18 protein-coding genes are annotated in these 19,066 nt (G+C 39.5%); 8 read left to right on the top strand and 10 right to left on the bottom strand.

The features are described 5' to 3' along the window. Positions 1–55 precede the first annotated feature (55 nt). Positions 56–865: a rhomboid family intramembrane serine protease gene (locus AC4CVF_RS02405; protein ID WP_336951842.1), complete on the top strand. Its 810-nt coding sequence runs from the start codon at positions 56–58 to the stop codon at positions 863–865. A 178-nt stretch (positions 866–1,043) separates the two neighbouring features. Here the strand turns inward: AC4CVF_RS02405 and AC4CVF_RS02400 are convergent, their stop codons facing one another. Then, positions 1,044–3,638 (bottom strand): ABC transporter permease, encoded by a 2,595-nt coding sequence (locus tag AC4CVF_RS02400; RefSeq protein ID WP_483770760.1) that lies wholly within the window; start codon positions 3,636–3,638, stop codon positions 1,044–1,046. Continuing rightward, positions 3,638–4,387, bottom strand: coding sequence for an ABC transporter ATP-binding protein (locus tag AC4CVF_RS02395; protein ID WP_303576326.1), 750 nt, complete (start codon positions 4,385–4,387; stop codon positions 3,638–3,640). The genes AC4CVF_RS02400 and AC4CVF_RS02395 overlap by 1 nt, the downstream gene beginning before the upstream one ends. A gap of 45 nt (positions 4,388–4,432) precedes the next feature. On the opposite strand from AC4CVF_RS02395, the gene AC4CVF_RS02390 reads away from it, so the two are divergent. Continuing rightward, complete coding sequence (locus AC4CVF_RS02390; RefSeq protein WP_419359381.1) at positions 4,433–5,047, top strand: arylesterase; 615 nt, start codon at positions 4,433–4,435, stop codon at positions 5,045–5,047. 32 nt (positions 5,048–5,079) lie between these two features. On the opposite strand, the gene AC4CVF_RS02385 is transcribed toward AC4CVF_RS02390, so the two are convergent. Continuing rightward, positions 5,080–5,676, bottom strand: coding sequence for a TetR-like C-terminal domain-containing protein (locus AC4CVF_RS02385; RefSeq protein ID WP_336951850.1), 597 nt, complete (start codon positions 5,674–5,676; stop codon positions 5,080–5,082). A gap of 152 nt (positions 5,677–5,828) precedes the next feature. Between AC4CVF_RS02385 and AC4CVF_RS02380 the strand changes: the two genes are divergently transcribed. After that, the gene (locus AC4CVF_RS02380; protein ID WP_336951852.1) at positions 5,829–7,034 is read left to right on the top strand and encodes an MFS transporter; all 1,206 of its coding nucleotides are present in this window, start codon (positions 5,829–5,831) and stop codon (positions 7,032–7,034) included. A 63-nt stretch (positions 7,035–7,097) separates the two neighbouring features. On the opposite strand, the gene thrH is transcribed toward AC4CVF_RS02380, so the two are convergent. Beyond that, complete coding sequence (gene thrH / locus AC4CVF_RS02375) at positions 7,098–7,715, bottom strand: bifunctional phosphoserine phosphatase/homoserine phosphotransferase ThrH (protein ID WP_004717409.1); 618 nt, start codon at positions 7,713–7,715, stop codon at positions 7,098–7,100. Between the two features lie 321 nt (positions 7,716–8,036). Between thrH and AC4CVF_RS02370 the strand changes: the two genes are divergently transcribed. Both AC4CVF_RS02370 and AC4CVF_RS02365 read left to right on the top strand, forming a co-directional pair. Continuing rightward, positions 8,037–8,771 carry a phosphoadenylyl-sulfate reductase gene (locus AC4CVF_RS02370; RefSeq protein WP_336951854.1) on the top strand — a complete coding sequence of 245 codons (735 nt, stop codon included), beginning with the start codon at positions 8,037–8,039 and terminating at the stop codon, positions 8,769–8,771. A 406-nt stretch (positions 8,772–9,177) separates the two neighbouring features. After that, on the top strand, positions 9,178–10,629 hold the full coding sequence (locus AC4CVF_RS02365) for a WS/DGAT/MGAT family O-acyltransferase (RefSeq protein WP_490788839.1): 1,452 nt from the start codon (positions 9,178–9,180) through the stop codon (positions 10,627–10,629). Between the two features lie 95 nt (positions 10,630–10,724). Here AC4CVF_RS02365 and AC4CVF_RS02360 read toward each other — a convergent pair whose 3' ends face one another. The 6 genes from AC4CVF_RS02360 to AC4CVF_RS02335 form a co-directional block, all read right to left on the bottom strand. Beyond that, complete coding sequence (locus AC4CVF_RS02360) at positions 10,725–10,898, bottom strand: PA1571 family protein (RefSeq protein WP_004717412.1); 174 nt, start codon at positions 10,896–10,898, stop codon at positions 10,725–10,727. 131 nt (positions 10,899–11,029) lie between these two features. Continuing rightward, a complete protein-coding gene (rng, locus tag AC4CVF_RS02355; RefSeq protein ID WP_336951858.1) occupies positions 11,030–12,484 on the bottom strand; it encodes a ribonuclease G in 1,455 nt (484 codons plus the stop codon). Positions 12,485–12,535: 51 nt separating this feature from the next. Beyond that, a complete protein-coding gene (locus AC4CVF_RS02350) occupies positions 12,536–13,102 on the bottom strand; it encodes a Maf family nucleotide pyrophosphatase (protein ID WP_336951859.1) in 567 nt (188 codons plus the stop codon). Continuing rightward, positions 13,090–13,587 (bottom strand): rod shape-determining protein MreD, encoded by a 498-nt coding sequence (gene mreD / locus AC4CVF_RS02345; RefSeq protein ID WP_336951861.1) that lies wholly within the window; start codon positions 13,585–13,587, stop codon positions 13,090–13,092. The genes AC4CVF_RS02350 and mreD overlap by 13 nt, the downstream gene beginning before the upstream one ends. Further along, positions 13,574–14,431, bottom strand: coding sequence for a rod shape-determining protein MreC (gene mreC, locus AC4CVF_RS02340; RefSeq protein ID WP_004717416.1), 858 nt, complete (start codon positions 14,429–14,431; stop codon positions 13,574–13,576). The genes mreD and mreC overlap by 14 nt, the downstream gene beginning before the upstream one ends. Before the next feature lie 31 nt (positions 14,432–14,462). Then, a complete protein-coding gene (locus tag AC4CVF_RS02335; RefSeq protein ID WP_004717418.1) occupies positions 14,463–15,503 on the bottom strand; it encodes a rod shape-determining protein in 1,041 nt (346 codons plus the stop codon). A 134-nt stretch (positions 15,504–15,637) separates the two neighbouring features. On the opposite strand from AC4CVF_RS02335, the gene gatC reads away from it, so the two are divergent. From gatC to gatB, 3 genes are read left to right on the top strand one after another with little or no spacing between them, the layout of a single operon-like run. Then, a complete protein-coding gene (gatC, locus tag AC4CVF_RS02330; RefSeq protein ID WP_336951862.1) occupies positions 15,638–15,952 on the top strand; it encodes an Asp-tRNA(Asn)/Glu-tRNA(Gln) amidotransferase subunit GatC in 315 nt (104 codons plus the stop codon). A gap of 52 nt (positions 15,953–16,004) precedes the next feature. Beyond that, positions 16,005–17,483 carry an Asp-tRNA(Asn)/Glu-tRNA(Gln) amidotransferase subunit GatA gene (gene gatA, locus AC4CVF_RS02325; RefSeq protein ID WP_336951863.1) on the top strand — a complete coding sequence of 493 codons (1,479 nt, stop codon included), beginning with the start codon at positions 16,005–16,007 and terminating at the stop codon, positions 17,481–17,483. Further along, the gene (gene gatB / locus AC4CVF_RS02320; protein WP_490788838.1) at positions 17,483–18,964 is read left to right on the top strand and encodes an Asp-tRNA(Asn)/Glu-tRNA(Gln) amidotransferase subunit GatB; all 1,482 of its coding nucleotides are present in this window, start codon (positions 17,483–17,485) and stop codon (positions 18,962–18,964) included. The genes gatA and gatB overlap by 1 nt, the downstream gene beginning before the upstream one ends. Positions 18,965–19,066 lie beyond the last annotated feature (102 nt).

Raw genomic sequence — 19,066 nt, 5'->3', positions numbered from 1 at the left:
AAATTCTGACGTTTCATGTTAAGCTGAATCTATCTATAAAAAGCTAAGCAATAGCATGTCTAAATATCAAGATCTTTCAACTTATAGCCAACCCAATTCTATTGGTAAAATAACCTTATTGCTGATTGTCATCAATGTCGGTTTATTTGCCATCCAAGTCTTATCAGGTGTCAATATTACTGACCCGACAACATTGGACGCGTTGCGTTGGGGTGCTGATTATGCACCTTTAACCTTCTTAGAGGAACCATATCGCTTATTCAGCAGTATGTTTTTTCACTTCGGTATCCTGCATCTAATGATGAATATGTGGGCACTGTATATTTTTGGTGATGTTGCTGAAAAAACTTTAGGAAAGTTTTATTTCCTTGGACTTTATATCCTTGCTGGACTCATGGGAAGTTTATTAAGTGGTTATTTGGATATTCGAAATAGCTACGAACTGCTGCAAAATTTTGATCAAAAACTCTTTCCTCATGTATCTGCAGGTGCATCGGGTGCTGTAATGGGACTTGGTGGTGCACTGACACTACTATCGTTGTTCCCACCTACCCCGAATCAAAGATTCATTTTAGATAAAAGATCACTTTTAACCGTACTTGCGGTCAACTTAGCTTTTGGCTTTTTAGCCTCTGGAATTAACAATGCTGCCCATATCGGTGGGATGTTAATGGGTGCGGTCATGGCTTTGGCTTGGTATGCAACACAGCGTGCCAAAATGGGTAAAGCTGCCAATATTATCATTGTGATTTTAGGGATTGCAGCAACCTATGGCGTTTATCTCTATTGCCAGCATCTCGTTGGACCACTTAGCCCACTTTGGCAACAAGCCATTGCACAAATGCGTGAGCAATTAAACTTTTAATCTCTAAAATAGCTTGTCTATGCCGTAATAAAACATTACAGAGTACACTGAATTCAAGAAGCATAAAAAATGGCGACCTAGTAGGTTGCCATTTTTTAATTTACTGTCTTCACTGGGCAGCCTTTTAAAGGCTCAACTGAGATTAAACAGTCAAATAAAACCACTTAAACAAAGCGGTTTAATTCAACTCTCTTAGACTTTGCAATGGTGGGATTTCAGATAAATAGCTCAATCGGTAACGTCCAATCAATGCGCACAACACTGCCATCGAAATTGGTAAAATCAACCAAATTTCCCAATGTAATTGCACCACCATTTCCATACGATAACTGACAACTGCACTAATCACCTCTGCAAAGAAACAGGAAACAATCCCCGCCAATAATCCAATAAAACCGATTTCAAAACTCATCATATTTTTTAACTGACGCTTTGAACTACCAAAAGAACGTAACAATGCCACTTCTTTTTTACGTTCATCCATCAGCAAATTGATACAGGCGATCAGCACCAAAAAACCAGATAAACTTACCAATACTGCCAAAACTGTAATGATTTTGACCAACACAGAAACCAAGTTTTTAATTTCATCAAAAATTAAAGTGACGTCAATAAATACCGTATTGGAAAATTGCTGAATCAGATTAACCATCTTGATTTTTTCACTCGGTGGCACATAAAAACTCCCTAAGTAGCTGCCTGCGTTTTCATCCAACGTCTTTGGAGTAAAAATAAAGAAAAAGTTTGGACTAAAGCTTTGCCATTCCACGGTACGCAAATTCACAACTTGCGCGTCCAAATTTCCCTCAGGCAAACTAAAGGTTAAACGATCACCAATTTTAATGCCCAATTCTTCAGCCAATTTGGCCTCTACAGATACCTGCCCAATTTGAGTTAATTGAGCATTTCCCGCAACAATAATATTATCTTGTGGATAATGATCTGCTTGGGTGAGATTTAACTCACGACGTAAAGAATTATTGGTTTTTACCAATTGGGCAGGAAAAGCTTGACCATTTTTTGCCAATAAGCGCCCTTTTACATTGGGATATAACGGTGTACTTTTCCATTGTTGCTGTGCTAATTGTTGCTTAAAGGCATCCAGTTCAAATGGTGGTAGACCATAAATAAACTGGTTAGGCGTTCCTTCAGGCAATTGTTGCTGCCAACGCTCTAATAAATCAGTTCTCAATACAGCAAGTACCGTGATCAGACTTAAACCCAATGCCAAAGCTGTAATTTGCAATGCGGTTTGCGAAGGGGTTCGGATATAGGCTGAGAGCCTATTTTTCATTGATTTTAAAGTCTTTAAAATCATCCAAACCACTGCATATAACAAAGCTGTTAACACAATGACTGCACCCATTACCAACGCAGTAAGTATCAGATTTTCGGTCAAGACCAAACTAAAAATAATCAAGCTGACTAAACCTGTAGCCATCATCCACAACATTGAACGTGCCGACTTTTCTTGTTGGCGTATCACCCGAATAGGCGGTGTATTTAACAGTTGCCACAAGCTCGGTAAAATAAATCCTATCAATACAATTGCACTGGTAAAAATTGCAATAGGCAAAGGACCAACCAGCATCTGCAACATTGAAAATTGCAACTCTAGGTTCGGAATCATCTGCAACATCAATTGCAACAACGAATAACCTAAAATCAGTCCTAAAATACTGCCAATGACAATGGCGATTAAAATAACAACGCTCAGCAACCCGAGATAGGTTTGAAAAATCTGCCGTTTCGTTGCCCCCATACAACGCATCAGTGCAATATGATCTTGGTTCTGCTGTACATAACGCTGACTGGTTAAAGCGATGGCTAAACCACATAAAAGAATCGTCAGAATATTGGCCAATTGTAAGAAAGTATCGAGGTTTTCAATTGGTTTAAGTAAGCGTGAATTACCCTCATCTGCATTACGTAGTCTTAAATTACTTTGTGCATCTAGTTCATTATCCGCATTTTGTTGATCTTGTATGGATTGATCTGTTTGTGAGTGTGTTGCTGGCTGATTTTCAGTCGATGTAGTGGCACTTGGTGCACTTAAAGCTGAATCTGCATCCGAATTTTGTGCAATCTTTGGATTCACATTTTGCTTTTCTTGCGCTTTAAAAGTCTTAAAAAATTGCTGATATGTTGCAATCGACTCCGCATCCCCTGCCATCAACAAACGATATTCAATCCGACTTCCAACTTGAATTGCACCCGTTTTTGCAACATCTGCTTGAGAGATAATCACGGTTGGCGAAAAGGCAGAAAAGCCTAATTCTTGATTTGAATCATGTTCAATGATGCCAGTAACTTTAAACTGACCATTGGCAATTTGAACGCTATCGCCTAGGTTTAATTTTAATAACTCTTGTGCGCGTTTGCTTAGCCAAACCCCGCCACTTTGTAAGGCTTGTTTTGGCGCAATCCTTAATTCACCACGTAAGGGAAATGCTGTGTCAATGGCTTTCACATTGACCATAACAAACTGATCCTGTGTAGAGGCCATTGAACCAAAAATGGTGACATGGGACTGTTTTAATTTTAAATCATCAGCCTGTTTGATCCATTGTTGGTCAATTGGATCTGTATCACTAAGTTGTAAATCTGCAGCTTGCATTTTGGCAGCTTGTAAGGTCACTGCTTGTTTGACTTGATCATTGCTAAACTTTAATGCAGTAGTCGCACTAATGGCTAAACTCAATGCAATAATCAGCAGATATATGCCTGAACTGGCAAAACTTTGCCTAAATAAGGGTTTAAACAAGGTCAAAATTACACCACCTCATTCGATTGAGGAGTTTGCACATGTTCAATCAATTGACCATCTTTTAATTCATAATGACGTTGGCACTGTGCGGCCAATTGCGAATCGTGAGTGACAAGCACTAAAGTTGTACCGAGTTCTTTATTTAAATCAAATAAGAGTTGTTCAATTTCAAAGGCGGTATGTTCATCTAAATTGCCTGTAGGTTCGTCGGCAAAAATAATTTTGGGGTCAGAAATTAAAGCTCGTGCAATGGCAACCCGTTGTTGCTCCCCACCAGACAATACTTTCGGTGTTTGCTGGCTTTGTCGTTCTAAACCAACTTTGGCCAATAAACTTAAAGATTTTTGTTCTGCGTGTGCATAATTAAAATTCTTCTGTAAACGTAATGGTAACATCACATTTTCTAAGGCAGAAAGATGTGGGAGCAACTGGAAAGATTGAAATACAAAACCAATATATTGAAGTCGAATCAACGCACGTTGTTCTTCATTTAAATGCTCAATTGATTCACCACAAACACTGAGTTGACCTGCACTGGCTTGATCGAGAGTAGCAAGGATGCCTAATAAAGTTGATTTTCCGGAACCAGAACGTCCAGTAATCGCGACCTGTTCACCTGTATAAATATTAAGATTTAGATTTTCAAAAATTGTAAGCGTTTGATGAGGTAATTCTATCTTTTGTGTAAGTTGCTGTGCAGAAATTATCACTTGTGGCATGATGGGAGAAGTTGAATCATCCTGAACCTTAGACATCATAAAGTACCTTATATGCAAATCAAAAAATTGTTAAATTTGAAAATGATGAAAAATCTAATTCATTGTTTATTTTTTAGCATATTCTGTCTGTTGCCCGTTAGTAGTTTTGCAAAAACAATCATGATTTTAGGTGATAGCTTAAGTGCGGGTTATGGTATTAGCCCACAACAAGGCTGGGTTTTCTTGCTACAGCAACGCTTAAACCAACAATTTCCTAAACAACATAATGTGGTGAATGCCAGTGTAAGTGGTGAAACCACCAGTGGTGCGTTGGCGCGTTTTCCAAAACTATTACAAAGCCATAAACCTGATATCGTGGTGATTGAGTTGGGTGGCAATGATGGTTTACGCGGTCAACCGCCACAAATGATTCATAAAAATCTTGCGCAATTAATTCAACAAAGCCAGAACAGCCAAGCCACGGTCATTTTATTGGGTATGAAAATTCCACCGAATTATGGCGCAGCTTATAGCCAAGCTTTTGAGAAAAATTACCAAACCCTAAGCCAACAATACAAAGTTAAAATGCATCCGTTTTTTATGAATGGAATTGCAGGCAATAAAAGTTTGATGCAAAAAGACTTAATCCACCCCAATGCAACGGCACAGAAAATTCTGCTAGATAATATTTATCCTTTAATTCGAGGCGCGCTTTAATTTTTTCTCAAAGCCGAAATGATTGCAGCTGTTTATTTGACTAAATCGGATGTCGTGTTTTTAAGGACATCCGCAAAATTAAATAAACGCGCTAATAAATGGTAAATATAGTCCAAACTCGATTCTTGTTCGGTAAATAGAATCCGATGTAACATCGGTGCAATAACAATTTCAATAATCAGTTGATTTTCGATGCTTGTTTCATTCCTTTGCTGGGCACGTTGCTGGATAATGTCTAACTGTTGAATCAAAAAGTCATAACACTTACCAGAGGTCGGCGAATCATTTTCCGCCACAATATCGCTTAAGATTGTACGCCCAACGGGTGAGGCATATTCCTCAAAATATTGCTCCATCCATGCATATAAGTCTTGCTTAAAACTACCAAGATCCGCAGGTACACTGTCTGGATGTAAAATATTAAAGCCAACATCTGCAAGCAGTTGAGATAAATCTCCCCAACGTCGATAGATCGTAGAGGGGGTGACCCCTGCAAATTCAGCAATCATCGGAATCGTCAAATCTGCCACAGCAACATTTTGCTGTAATGTTTGCACTGCATTATGAACTGCAGCTTGTATTCGTGCACTGCGCCCACCGGGACGCAAACCTGTAATCACTTTCGTCATCAGCAAATCACTACAAATCTATAAATGAAAATCTATCAATGGGTTAATAATTAAAGAACAGCTTTAAGCAAAAATCATCTTAGCTAAACCTTTGTGTTTAATCCAAAATACGGTATAAAAGCTAATTAATAGCTTTTATGTACATGTTGATTATGCGCAACTCTAATTTTAATCGTCAAGTGACTTCCTATAAATTAAGCCATAATGCTGCACTGTACACACATACTTTTACCCTGATGACCTTTTTGGCAGCCTCAAGCTCACCAACACCGTTATATCGTTTGTATCAACAACACTTCCATTTTTCTCCTGTTTTATTAACGCTTATCTTTGCCACCTATGCGTTTGCATTGCTATTAACCTTATTGGTGGCAGGATCATTGTCTGATTATATTGGACGTAAGCCAGTTATTTTTGTGGCATTGATTTTAGAAATTATGTCCATGGGCTTTTTCTTGTTTGCATCCAATATCGAAATGCTGTTTATCGCACGAGGTTTGCAAGGTATTGCCACGGCTTTAGCCGCATCTACATTTGGAGCAGCTTTACTTGATTTAAGTAAAACACAGGGTTCTTTAATTAATAGTATTTCTCCCATGCTCGGCATGGCTGCGGGTATGCTGATGACCTGTATTGTTTTAGAGTTTTCAACTGTTCCATTGACACTAATTTTTGAAATACTCATCTTTCTTTTTGTATCTACCAGCTTTATCGCAATTTTTAGCCCTGAAACAGCAACTAAACGTGTGGGTGCTTTGGCATCATTAAAACCGCAACTGACTATTCCAGTACAAACCCGAAAAGCACTCTTGATCGTAAGTCCAATTAATATCTCGTTATGGATGGTCAGTGGGTTCTTCCTCTCGTTAATGCCTTCATTGCTGGCTCAAGCTTTCCATGTGCAATCGGCATGGCTGAATGGCATGATGTTTATTACTCTATCAGTTTCAGGGGCTGTTGGGATTTTAACACTGCGCAATGCGTCAACATTTAAAATTCTAATTACTGCTGCAATTACGATTGTCTTGGGCTCAAGTGTTATTTTGCTTGGCATTCATCTGGTGCAACCAATCTTATTGTTTATTGGTGCTGTGGTGACTGGGATTGGCTTTGGTACAGGTTTTATGGGTGCAATTCGTGCTGTAATGCCCTTAGCTTTACCTGAACAACGTGCAGGTTTAATGGCCGCGTTTTTTGTTGAAAGCTATTTGGCCTTTAGTATACCTGCGATTATTGCTGGATACTTTGTCAATAAAGTTGGCTTAATTTTTACAGCAGATGTCTATATTTGTATGATTATTTTGTTGGCCAGCTTGGCGTTTGTTTTTGCTTTTAAAAATAAACAGAACATCCACTAAAGTATGTTAAAAATCAAAGCAAAACAAAAGGCGCATTGAGCGCCTTTGGATTTAAATCTTAGATTAAGCAGGAATATCACGGATAGATGCTTTGCGAATTGCTTCTTTAAGGGCGTCATAGCCATGAATTGGTGGGAACTGTGGAAATTCACGAATCACATTTTCAGGCGCATCAAATAAGAAACCATGATCAGCTTCACCCAACATTGTTGTATCGTTATACGAATCGCCTGCTGCGATGACACGGTAATTTAGACCATGTAATGCTTTTACAGCTTCACGCTTTTGATCAGGTTGACGCAATTTATACGCAGTGATCATACCATTTTCATCAGTTTCTAATTTATGACAGAAAATTGTTGGCCAACCTAACTGTTGCATCAACGGATGTGCAAACTCATAAAATGTATCTGAAAGAATAATCAACTGAAAATGGGTACGTAACCATTCTACAAACTCTTTTGCACCCGGAAATGGCCCCATGTCTGCAATCACAGCTTGAATGTCATTTAAGCCTAGACCATGCTGTTTAAGAATATTTAAGCGTTGAGTCATCAACACATCGTAGTCAGGGATATCACGAGTTGTTGCTTCTAATTCTTTGATTCCTGTTTTTTTAGCAAAATTGATCCAGATTTCTGGTACCAATACACCCTCAAGATCAAGACATACGATTTCCATGGGTTCTCCCAAATGTCAGTTAAAAATTTTGGGCTTATCATAGCACTAAAGTTTAAAAAGAATGCTGAAAGTTTTTACAGCAAATCTATTTCATTTGGTTATGCATAAGGCTTGTAAATGTTTACAAATCTGTTTTATTCATAAGCATTTTAATTAATCTGCTAAGTGGCATATTTCATTTACTTTAAAATATCTTGATTGTCAAAAGCAGCAATTCACAGAAGTTGAATTGAGCTAATTTTTGCCAAAATGCTTAAATTCAAATATCTTTTGAATATGTTTACGAAAAATGTAGCTTCAAGCTAACTGCCAGGAGCAGATATGACCGCCATTCCAACCATAGATCTTGTGGACGCACTTGCGACTGAGTATGCCGACAAATCACCTTCTGAAATTTTAGAACTTGCGCTTTCTCAGGAAGGTGAAATTGCAATTTCATTTTCTGGCGCAGAAGACGTTGTTCTTATCGATATGGCACATAATTTAGGCAAACCATTTCGTGTTTTTAGTTTAGATACTGGCCGTTTACATCCTGAAACCTATCAATTTCTTGAAACAGTTCGTAAGCACTATGGGATTAAAATTGAAATTTGCTTTCCTGAAGCTGATGCCGTTCAACAATTGGTTAATGAAAAAGGCTTATTTAGTTTCTATCAAGATGATCATAAAGAATGCTGTGGTATTCGTAAAGTTCAGCCCTTACGTAAAAAATTAGCCACTTTAGATGGCTGGATCACAGGACAACGCAAAGATCAAAGTCCAGGCACACGTACAGAAATACCAGTTATTCAAGTGGATAGTGGTTTTTCTGGTGAAGGGAAACAACTAATTAAATATAATCCATTGGCAAATTGGTCCAGTGCGGATGTATGGAACTATATTCGTATGATGGAGATTCCTTATAATCCATTACATGAAAAGGGTTTTATCTCAATTGGCTGTGAACCATGTACCCGTCCAGTATTGCCAAATCAACATGAACGCGAAGGCCGTTGGTGGTGGGAAGAAGCAACGCATAAAGAATGTGGCTTACATGCAGGTAACTTAAAAAAGTAATAGTAGAAAAAGTCATGAAAACTCATGGCTTCTTATTAACTTATCGTTCATCGAAATGCTTGGATTTTACGCTTAGAAAAGTTTTATACTAAGATTTGTTGATATTTCCCCTATAGCTTGCGTTGTGGGCTAGAGTTGAGTAGGTAACGACATGTAAAAATAGCAATACTATTTTCAAGTTTCATCACACAGACTGAGATAATTTTAGCTATACACTGAGTATCTACAAAGCACTGCTTTGTCGGCACCACAAGACGCAGCGATGTACAAATTGTTTTCCAACATGTCATCGTTGTAACCATGGATGAATGATCAACAGACCCAAGTTACACGGTTCTATAATTCTAACAATTCACCAACTCATAAATGAGTTGTGGTAGAAATTGCAGTGAGGCAATCCAAGACTATGCGCCCATTACACCCCATTGATTTTATTTTTTTAAATTTAGAAAAACGTCAACAACCCATGCATGTTGGTGGGTTATTCTTATTTGAAATACCCGAACATGCGCCTTCTACATTCATTCAAGATCTCGTTGCGGATATTCGTAACTCAAAATCTATCCCGGTCCCACCTTTTAACAATCGCTTAAGTGGTATGTTTTGGGATGAAGATGAAGAATTTGATATTGATCATCATTTCCGTCATATCGCATTACCTCATCCAGGACGTATCCGTGAATTATTGATTTATATTTCACAAGAACACAGTTCACTGATTGACCGAGCAAAGCCACTTTGGACTTGTCATATTATTGAAGGCATTGAAGGCAATCGTTTTGCCATGTACTTTAAAATCCACCATGCCATGATTGATGGTGTAGCAGGTATGCGTCTTTTAGAAAAATCATTTTCAAAAGATGCTGATTCCAAAACTATTATTCCTCCTTGGTGTGTCGAAGGTAAACGTGCAAAACGTTTAAAGGAAACCAAACTGGATAAAGCTAAAAAAATATTCTCTGCACTAAAAGGACAAGTTGAAGCAGCCCCCAAGGTCACCCAAGAGCTGTTCCAAACTGTATTTAAAGAAATGGGGAAAAACCCCGATTATGTTTCAAGCTTTCAAGCACCCAGTAGTTTATTTAACCAACGCGTAAGTTCATCACGTCGTTTCGCTGCCCAGTCCTTTGAACTTGACCGTTTCAGAGATATTTCCAAAGCTCTTGGCGTCACGATTAATGATGTAGTACTGGCTGTCTGTGCGGGCGCGTTACGTGATTATTTAATCACACAAGAGGCTTTACCGAAAAAGCCACTGATTGCAATGGTTCCTGCCTCATTACGTGATGATGACTCAGATATGAGTAATCGTATCACCATGATTTTGGCAAATTTAGGAACCCATAAAGAGAGTCCGTTAGAACGTTTAGACATCATTAAGCGCAGTGTACAAAATGCAAAAAATCGTTTTAAACGTATGGGTTCCGATCAAATCTTAAACTATAGTGCTTTCGTTTTTGGTGCAGCAGGCATCAATATTGCATCAGGACTTATGCCAAAGCGTCAGGCATTTAATGTGATTATTTCCAATGTACCTGGACCACGTGAACCTTTGTATTGGAATGGCGCTAAATTAGATGCCCTATACCCTGTTTCTATTGTTTTGGATGGTCAAGCACTGAATATCACCATGACTAGTTATTTAGACAAATTAGAAGTGGGTTTAACCGGTTGCCGTAAATCTCTGCCTAAATTGCAAAATCTTCTGACTCATTTAGAAAATGAAATCCAAAAATTTGAGCACATTATTGCTGAGAAAAATGCAGTTGAACTTGCCGATAAAAAGCCAAATGCTCAAACAAAAGCAGATACTCAAGCCAAACTGAAAGAATCTATTGCCGAACGAAAGTCAGTATAAGATTTTATAATTGATTTTATAATTGATTTTATTTTAGGGTTAATTTAAATATAAAACATAAATTGATTCAAAATTAAGGGGCTAATTAATGCCCCTTAATCTTTAACATTACGACACTTGTTTAACAGTTGATGACAGACATTTACAACCATGTCTTTGGTAATTTTCACTTCTTGACCATTGTCATCTAACATGACACATGTATTTTTAGGTTGGCTTTCCAATACATGTTTTATACTACGACTGATTAATTGTTCACTTACACTCATTTTTGACCTCACTTGCTAAGACTGTGGAAGGGAGAAAGTCTTTGGCTACCTTTGTAATCTAGTATTGTGAAATCAGTCCTAAAAGTAAAATTTCAGATGTAACAACTGTTTAACGATATCCTGTTACAATTTCAACTTAAAATGATATCGTATTGCTCTTGCGTGTATAAATTTTCGACTTGGAATTTAATCACACGATTAATAAAATGCTCTAAATCCGCGACTGCTGGGGCTTCCGCAGTGAGCAGGCGATCAATTACAGATGGATGACCTATAACAGTAAAGCCACTCTTAGACTCATAAGCACGGGTATATCTTAAGATTTCTCGAAAAATTTCGTAACATACTGTCTCAGCTGTTTTCACAAATCCGCGCCCTTGACATGTTGGGCATGATTCACACAACAAATGCTCCAAAGATTCACGTGTACGTTTACGTGTCATTTCAACTAAGCCAAGTTCGGAAACTTGAGTAATTTTAGTTTTTGCATGGTCACGTTCAAGCATTTTATCAAATTGATTCATGACCTCTTCACGATGTACAGCTTCCTGCATATCAATGAAGTCGATAATAATAATGCCACCCAAATTACGTAAACGTAATTGGCGTGCAATCACTTGAGTTGCTTCCATATTGGTTTTAAACACAGTGTCTTCTAGTGTACGACCACCGACATAGGAACCTGTATTGACATCAATTGTAGTCATCGCCTCAGTCTGATCAATCATCAGATAACCACCCGACTTCAATGCAACTCGGGTTTGTAATGCTTTTTGAATATCTTCTTCGACATTGTACAAATCAAAAAGTGGACGTTCACCAGGATAATGCTGCAAACGGCTTTCCATACTCGGTACAAATTCACAAACGAACTCTTGCAACTTGGCATGTATTTCTCTTGAATCGACATAAATCGTTGCCGTATCATCATTGGCTAAGTCGCGAATAACACGTTGTGGTAAAGGAAGCTCTTCAAAAATCAACGAAGGAACTGCAATAATTTTTTGTTTTTTCTGAATAAATTCCCAAAGCTTGGCTAAATACGCCATATCTTGAGCAATTGAAGCCTCTTCAATGCCTTCAGCAGCTGTACGTACAATGACCGAACCAGGCAACTTATGCTCACTTTGAATCCTTTCAATCATTGAACGTAAACGGTCACGCTCTTCTTCGGACTCAATCCGCTGTGATACCCCAATATGGCTGCCATATGGCATCAAAACAAGATAACGAGATGGGATAGAAAGATCTGTACTCAGTCGTGCACCTTTAGTACCCAACATATCTTTCATCACTTGAACTGTCAGAATTTGACCGGGTTGTAATAACTCAAAGACATTCGGCGTAGGTTGATTACGCGACCAAATCATATCATTGATATGTAAGAATGCAGTACGTGATAAGCCAATATCCACAAAGGCTGCTTGCATCCCTGGAAGTACACGGACAACTTTTCCTTTATAAATATTCCCGACTAACCCGCGTTTAACAGTCCGCTCAACAAACAGTTCGTTAACCGTACCATTTTGAATTAGCGCCACACGACATTCCATAGGTGTGACGTTAATCAATAACTCGTCAGACATAACTAAACTCAAAACATTATAAAAATTCTTTTCAGCAGTTAATTTAGTGCCTCAACTGCGCTGATCTATACGATCAAGTAACTGTATCGTTTCATGCAACGGTAACCCAACCACATTGCTATAACTACCATTTATACCTATCACATACTTTGCCGCAATGCCTTGAATTGCATATGCGCCAGCTTTCCCCAAAGGTTCACCTGTAGCCCAATATTCTTCCATATCATTCAGACTGAATTGTTGGAACTCAACTTGCGTGCGAACCACGACACTCAATAATTGATGTGCATTTGCAACGCAAACACCTGTCAATACTTCATGTTTTTGACCTGACAATAATGTCCATATTTCAAAAGCATGCTGCTTAGATGTTGGCTTACCAATAATTTGATTGGCAAAAACCAAGCTTGTATCTGCTGCAATGACAGTGCTTTGCGGGTACAATTTCAATACCACTTTGGCTTTGCTTTCAGCCAAACGTTGTACATACTGCTCAATCTGTTCATGCTCTAAGACAGATTCATCAATATCTGGGCTGTGGATGCTAAAATCCAAGCCCACTTGTAAAAGCAGCTCTTTACGCCTTGGCGAGCCTGAGGCCAGAATTAAATGCGCCATCTTCTTAATAAATAATAAAGAACTGGCCAGCAAAAAATACTCGAAACCAATGTCTGCCAATGACGGGTAATCGAAAAATGCGTACCTGCCATCACTTGTGCCATAAAGGTAAATACCAAATGTGCTAGGATTGCAAACATACTAATAATCCAAAGATTACTAAATGTCAGCACACGTCTTTCTCGAATAAAATAACGAGTTAAAAATGCAATCAGCACATAGCTCAACGCATTCATCCCCAAAGGTGCATCTAATAATAGATCGGTAAATAGACCCATGGTAAATGCAAACCAAATTCCACACCATGTAGGTTGACACAACACCCAAAACAGCATGATCAAAAACATATATAGTGGTCGCCATCCTGCTATCGCATAGGACATCGGATACACCACTAAAATTGAACCAATAATAATGGATACAACAATGATCCATAATGGATCTTTACGTTGCTTTTCAGAAGGTAATCTTTTAGCGATCAACATTTGGCTGCTCCATCGCTAAAGAATCTGAGAAAAGTACCACAACATGATGACCGCCTGCTAATTGTGCAGCTGGAACCACATCAATTTGCGCAAACTCACCCGTGTTGTGACGCATAACTTTAGATACTGAACCGACCAAATAACCGGCTGGAAAATGTTGACCTAAGCCTGAACTATAGACCTTATCACCCACTTTGATATTGGCACTTGTTGGAACATATTCCATTTTCAAATGTCCTAAATCACCAGTACCCGTCACGATGGCGCGCATACCTGAGCTTTCTAAACGTACAGATAAAGAATGTTCTTTATCGGAAAGTAACATAACGCGACTACTATGGGGATAGACGTTGATGATTTGCCCCATGATTCCTTTATCATCTAAAACGGTTTGCCCGACTTTTAAATGATTAGCTTCACCGCGGTTGATGATAATGATATGGCGCAATGGGTCAGCATCGGTTCCAATCACTTCTGCAATTTCCATACGCCCATCGATAATCAATGGCGTATCAAGCAAACCACGTAAACGGGTATTTTCAGCAGAAAGTTCAGAGAGTTTTTGCAGACGTACTTGAGCCTGAAGCAATTCAGCTTGCATCGCAGTATTTTCACGACGTAACTGAGCCTCAGATTTAGTTTGTTGATTTAGCCATTCTTTCGACAATACAGGATAACTTGCTAAGGCATAAATTGGATTATATGCCGCATACAAGACATCTCTTGCCGGTTGAATCACTTGTGGCATGCGCCAGTTAAAAAACAGCACTACCAAACAAGTGATGACCGCAATGATGAACGAGCGAAAAGATGGCGGTTGTCTTGAAAAGAGATTCGGTTGCACCGCCTCATCCTTAAACTTAATCGAGTATAGTTTAGCCTACAAAAAGCATATCATGGTTTGGATTGTCAAAGAATTCTAAGACTTTACCGCCACCACGTGTTACACAAGTTAAAGGATCTTCTGCTACAACAACAGGTAGACCTGTTTCTTGAGCAAGCAACTTATCTAGGTTACGCAGTAATGCGCCACCACCTGTCAGCACAATACCACGCTCAGCGATATCTGAAGATAACTCAGGTGGAGTTTGCTCAAGTGCCGATTTCACAGCAGAAACAATACTTTGTAATGGATCAGAAATCGCTTGGGTAATCTCATCTGAGGTAACCGTAATCGCACGCGGTACACCTTCAGCAAGGTTACGACCACGAACTTCAATTTCTAAAGTTGTGCCGTCAGCAACAGCCATACCCACTTCTTTTTTGATAGTTTCAGCCGTTGTTTCACCAATTACACAACCATGTGCTTTACGTACATAGTTAATAATTTGTTCATCAAAAACATCACCACCAATACGTAAAGAATCTGCGTACACACAACCTTGTAAGGAAATGATGGCAATTTCAGTTGTACCACCACCCACATCTACGACCATAGAACCACACGCTTGCTCAACAGGCATACCCGCCCCAATCGCAGCAGCCATAGGCTCTTCAATCAAACGTACATCACGTGCACCTGCGTTAAACACAGCTTCACGAATCGCACGGCGTTCTACCAATGTTGATTTACATGGTACACATACCACTACACGAGGTGCAGGTGGAAATAAACGTTTTTCATGCACTTTACCAATAAATTGATTTAACATGGTTTCAGTAACTTCGAAATCTGCAATAACACCATCTTTCATCGGACGGATTGCAGAAATATTGGCTGGGGTACGACCAAGCATTTGCTTAGCATCTAAACCTACAGCTGCAACAATTTTCTGCGAACCACTGTGACGAATTGCCACAACTGTCGGTTCGTTTAATATAATGCCCCTTCCTGGTGCATAAATAAGTGTATTTGCAGTACCTAAATCAATGGCTAGATCTGGCGAAAACAAGCCAATTAGTCGTTTTAGAATCACGGGTCGTTCTCAGTTTAAACTTTATATGGACGCAAGATGGCAACTTTAACTAAATGTGATGATTTGAACAAGTCAATCGCTTATTATAACGCACGATATTTTGAATTTTTTTAAAACTGATTAGGTGAGACATCATGTCAAGTTCAGATGTTCAGCATTCTGCAGAATTAAATGCACAAACTGTATCGCAAATCGCCAATCTTGCTCGATTGTCGCTGAATGATACGCAATCTGCTGAATATGCTCAAAGTTTAAATAAAATCTTAGGAATGATGGAGACCTTAAAAGCGATCAATACCGATGGTGTTGAGCCACTTAAGAGTCCATTTGATAATCCGCAACCACTTCGTCCAGATGTTGTGACTGAAGTGAATCATCGTGAAGAATATCAAGCCATTGCTCCTGCAACTCAGGATGGTTTGTACCTTGTTCCGAGAGTGATTGAATAATATTTGATCAAATGAACTTATTTTAAAAAATTAATCGTAAAGAATTGTACTCATGACTGATTTACACCGTTTATCGATTCGTGAAATGACAGAAGGCTTAAAATCTGCCCAATTTTCATCTCGTGAATTGACTCAGCATTATTTGGATCGTATTGCGAAAATTGATGATCGTGTCAAATCGTATGTAACGGTCACTCCCGAACAAGCGTTGGCACAAGCTGATGCTGCTGACAACTTACTAAAATCTGGAACAGCTGGCGTATTGACTGGTGTTCCACTGGCGCATAAAGATATTTTTTGTACCCAAGGGATTAAAACCACTGCGGGTTCAAAAATGCTGGACAATTTCATTTCACCTTATGATGCAACTGTAGTGGCAAAAACCAAAGCAGCTGGCCTAGTGACTTTAGGTAAAGTGAACATGGATGAATTCGCAATGGGTTCAACCTCTGAAAGTTCATTCTACGGTGCGACTAAAAACCCATGGAATTTAGAACATGTTCCTGGAGGCTCTTCTGGTGGTTCGGCTGCTGTTGTCGCGGCTGATCTTGCACCGCTGGCAACAGGTACCGACACAGGTGGGTCAATTCGCCAGCCAGCTTCTTTCTGTGGCTTAACTGGTCTTAAACCGACTTATGGCCGTGTCTCTCGTTTCGGGATGATTGCGTTTGCATCATCACTGGATCAAGGTGGCCCAATGGCACGTTCTGCTGAAGACTGTGCTTTTTTGATGAACACCATTGCTGGACATGACCTCAAAGATTCAACCTCTATCAACAAAGAAGTGGATGACTATGTTGCAAACTTAAATGCAACAGCTGTGAAAGGTTTACGTATTGGTATTCCAAAACAATACTTCAATGTTCAAGGCCTCGATACAGAAGTTAAGACACGTGTTGAAGAATCGTTGAAAAAATTGCAAGACATGGGCGCAACGTTGGTTGAAATTGACCTCAACATGACTGAAGCCTATGTACCAACTTATTATTTGATCGCACCTGCGGAAGCATCTTCTAACTTGTCACGTTATGATGGTGTTCGCTATGGCTACCGTTGTGAAAACCCAACAGATATTTTAGATCTCTATAAACGCTCTCGTTCAGAAGCATTTGGTGCAGAAGTACAACGTCGTATCTTGATTGGTACTTATGCGCTTTCTGCTGGTTATTACGATGCTTATTATGTGAAAGCACAAAAAGTTCGTCGTTTAATCCAACAGGATTTCTTAAAAGCTTTTGAGAATGTCGATGTCATTGCAGCGCCATCTGCACCAACGACAGCATACAAAATCGGTGCGAACTTGAGTCCAACCGAAATGTATTTAGGCGATATCTATACACTTGCGGTGAACTTAGCGGGCTTACCAGCCATTAACGCACCTGTTGGTTTTGATACGAATAATCTCCCAGTAGGTTTACAGTTAATTGGTAACTATTGGTCAGAATCACAATTGCTTTCAATTGTGCATCAATATCAACAAAATACAGATTGGCATACTAAACGTGCGGCAATTGCTGAGGAGAATGCATAATGACCGAAGCTCAAAAGTTAGCACCGTCCGTGTCAAAGCTGATTGACGGTTGGGAAGTCGTTATTGGTATTGAGATTCACACACAGCTTGCAACTCAGTCTAAAATCTTTTCAGGTTCATCAACTGAATTTGGTCAAGATCCGAATACTCAAGCCAGCCTTGTTGACTTGGCAATGCCGGGTGTACTTCCTGTGCTAAACCAAGAAGTGGTTGATCTTGCGATTCGTTTTGGTTTGGGGATTGATGCCTATATCGATCAAGCCTCTGTATTTGCGCGTAAGAACTACTTTTACCCAGACTCGCCAAAAGGCTACCAGATCAGCCAGATGGACAATCCTATCGTCGGGCTAGGTCATATCGACATCCAGCTTGAAGATGGCACAGTGAAGCGTATAGGCGTGACCCGTGCGCATTTGGAAGAAGATGCAGGTAAATCAATTCACGATCAATTCGAAGGCATGTCTGGTATCGACTTAAACCGTGCTGGCACACCTTTACTTGAAATCGTGTCTGAACCTGATATGCGTTCAGTTGAAGAAGCTGTTGCTTATATCAAATCGATTCACACTTTGGTGCGTTGGTTAGGGATTTCTGACGGTAACATGGCTGAAGGTTCATTCCGTGCTGACTGTAACGTATCGTTACGTCGTCCTGGGCAACCATTTGGTACCCGTTGTGAGTTAAAAAACCTCAACTCATTCCGTTTTATCGAACAAGCCATCAATGTTGAAATTCAACGTCAAATGGACATCTTGGAAGATGGCGGTCGTATTGATCAAGAAACCCGTTTGTTCGATCCGAACAAAATGGAAACACGTTCAATGCGTTCTAAGGAAGAAGCCAACGATTACCGTTACTTCCCTGACCCTGACTTGCTTCCAGTGATCATTGCCAATGAGCAAATCGAAGCTGCTTGTGCTGCACTTCCTGAGTTACCTAAAGCGCGTCGTGCGCGTTTTATCGAAGACTTTGCTGTGACTGAATATGATGCACATGTACTGACTCTATCTCGTGAATTGGCTGACTTCTATGAAGCGGTTGTTACTGCTTCTGGCGGCGCGGCTCAAGGTAAAGTTGCTGCCAACTGGGTGATGGGTGAGTTCTCTGGTGCTTTAAATAAAGCCAGCCTTGAACTTCAAGACTCTCCTGTTTCAGCAGAACAACTGGGTGGGATGATCGCACGTATTGTTGACAATACCATTAGCGGTAAGATTGCTAAGCAAGTGTTTGGCTTTATGTGGGAAGAAGGCAAAACTGCAGATGACATCATTGCTGAAAAAGGCTTGAAACAGGAAACTGATACAGGTGCCATTGAAGCCATTATCAAAGAAGTGCTTGCTGCCAATGAGAAGATGGTTGAAGAGTATAAATCTGGTAAAGAGAAAGCATTCAACGGTCTCGTTGGTCAAGTAATGAAAGCCTCTCGTGGTAAAGCCAACCCTGCTCAAGTCAATGAATTGATGAAGAAATTGATTGGTTAAGCTGATTTAATTTTAAAAGAAAACCCGCTTTAGAGCGGGTTTTCTTTGTTTAAAGTATTTATATGTTTAGTTTTTAAAATTTGGGAGACATTTAAATCTATT

It is taken from the genome of Acinetobacter sp. LipI_19 (genome assembly GCF_058242925.1).
The sequence above is the reverse complement of the archived record's forward strand: the minus strand, read 5'-3'. Positions and strand labels throughout refer to the sequence as shown.

What these genes read in the sequence shown, in the direction of transcription:
- AC4CVF_RS02405 (WP_336951842.1), top strand. Translation starts at nt 56, where the DNA reads ATGTCTAAATATCAAGATCTTTCAACTTATAGCCAACCCAATTCTATT.
- AC4CVF_RS02350 (WP_336951859.1), bottom strand. Translation starts at nt 13,102, where the DNA reads ATGGCGCATTTAATTCTGGCCTCAGGCTCGCCAAGGCGTAAAGAGCTG.
- gatA (WP_336951863.1), top strand. Translation starts at nt 16,005, where the DNA reads ATGACTGATTTACACCGTTTATCGATTCGTGAAATGACAGAAGGCTTA.
- gatB (WP_490788838.1), top strand. Translation starts at nt 17,483, where the DNA reads ATGACCGAAGCTCAAAAGTTAGCACCGTCCGTGTCAAAGCTGATTGAC.
- AC4CVF_RS02365 (WP_490788839.1), top strand. Translation starts at nt 9,178, where the DNA reads ATGCGCCCATTACACCCCATTGATTTTATTTTTTTAAATTTAGAAAAA.
- rng (WP_336951858.1), bottom strand. Translation starts at nt 12,484, where the DNA reads ATGTCTGACGAGTTATTGATTAACGTCACACCTATGGAATGTCGTGTG.
- mreD (WP_336951861.1), bottom strand. Translation starts at nt 13,587, where the DNA reads ATGTTGATCGCTAAAAGATTACCTTCTGAAAAGCAACGTAAAGATCCA.
- AC4CVF_RS02395 (WP_303576326.1), bottom strand. Translation starts at nt 4,387, where the DNA reads ATGTCTAAGGTTCAGGATGATTCAACTTCTCCCATCATGCCACAAGTG.
- AC4CVF_RS02385 (WP_336951850.1), bottom strand. Translation starts at nt 5,676, where the DNA reads ATGACGAAAGTGATTACAGGTTTGCGTCCCGGTGGGCGCAGTGCACGA.
- thrH (WP_004717409.1), bottom strand. Translation starts at nt 7,715, where the DNA reads ATGGAAATCGTATGTCTTGATCTTGAGGGTGTATTGGTACCAGAAATC.
- AC4CVF_RS02390 (WP_419359381.1), top strand. Translation starts at nt 4,433, where the DNA reads ATGATGAAAAATCTAATTCATTGTTTATTTTTTAGCATATTCTGTCTG.
- gatC (WP_336951862.1), top strand. Translation starts at nt 15,638, where the DNA reads ATGTCAAGTTCAGATGTTCAGCATTCTGCAGAATTAAATGCACAAACT.
- AC4CVF_RS02360 (WP_004717412.1), bottom strand. Translation starts at nt 10,898, where the DNA reads ATGAGTGTAAGTGAACAATTAATCAGTCGTAGTATAAAACATGTATTG.
- AC4CVF_RS02380 (WP_336951852.1), top strand. Translation starts at nt 5,829, where the DNA reads ATGCGCAACTCTAATTTTAATCGTCAAGTGACTTCCTATAAATTAAGC.
- AC4CVF_RS02370 (WP_336951854.1), top strand. Translation starts at nt 8,037, where the DNA reads ATGACCGCCATTCCAACCATAGATCTTGTGGACGCACTTGCGACTGAG.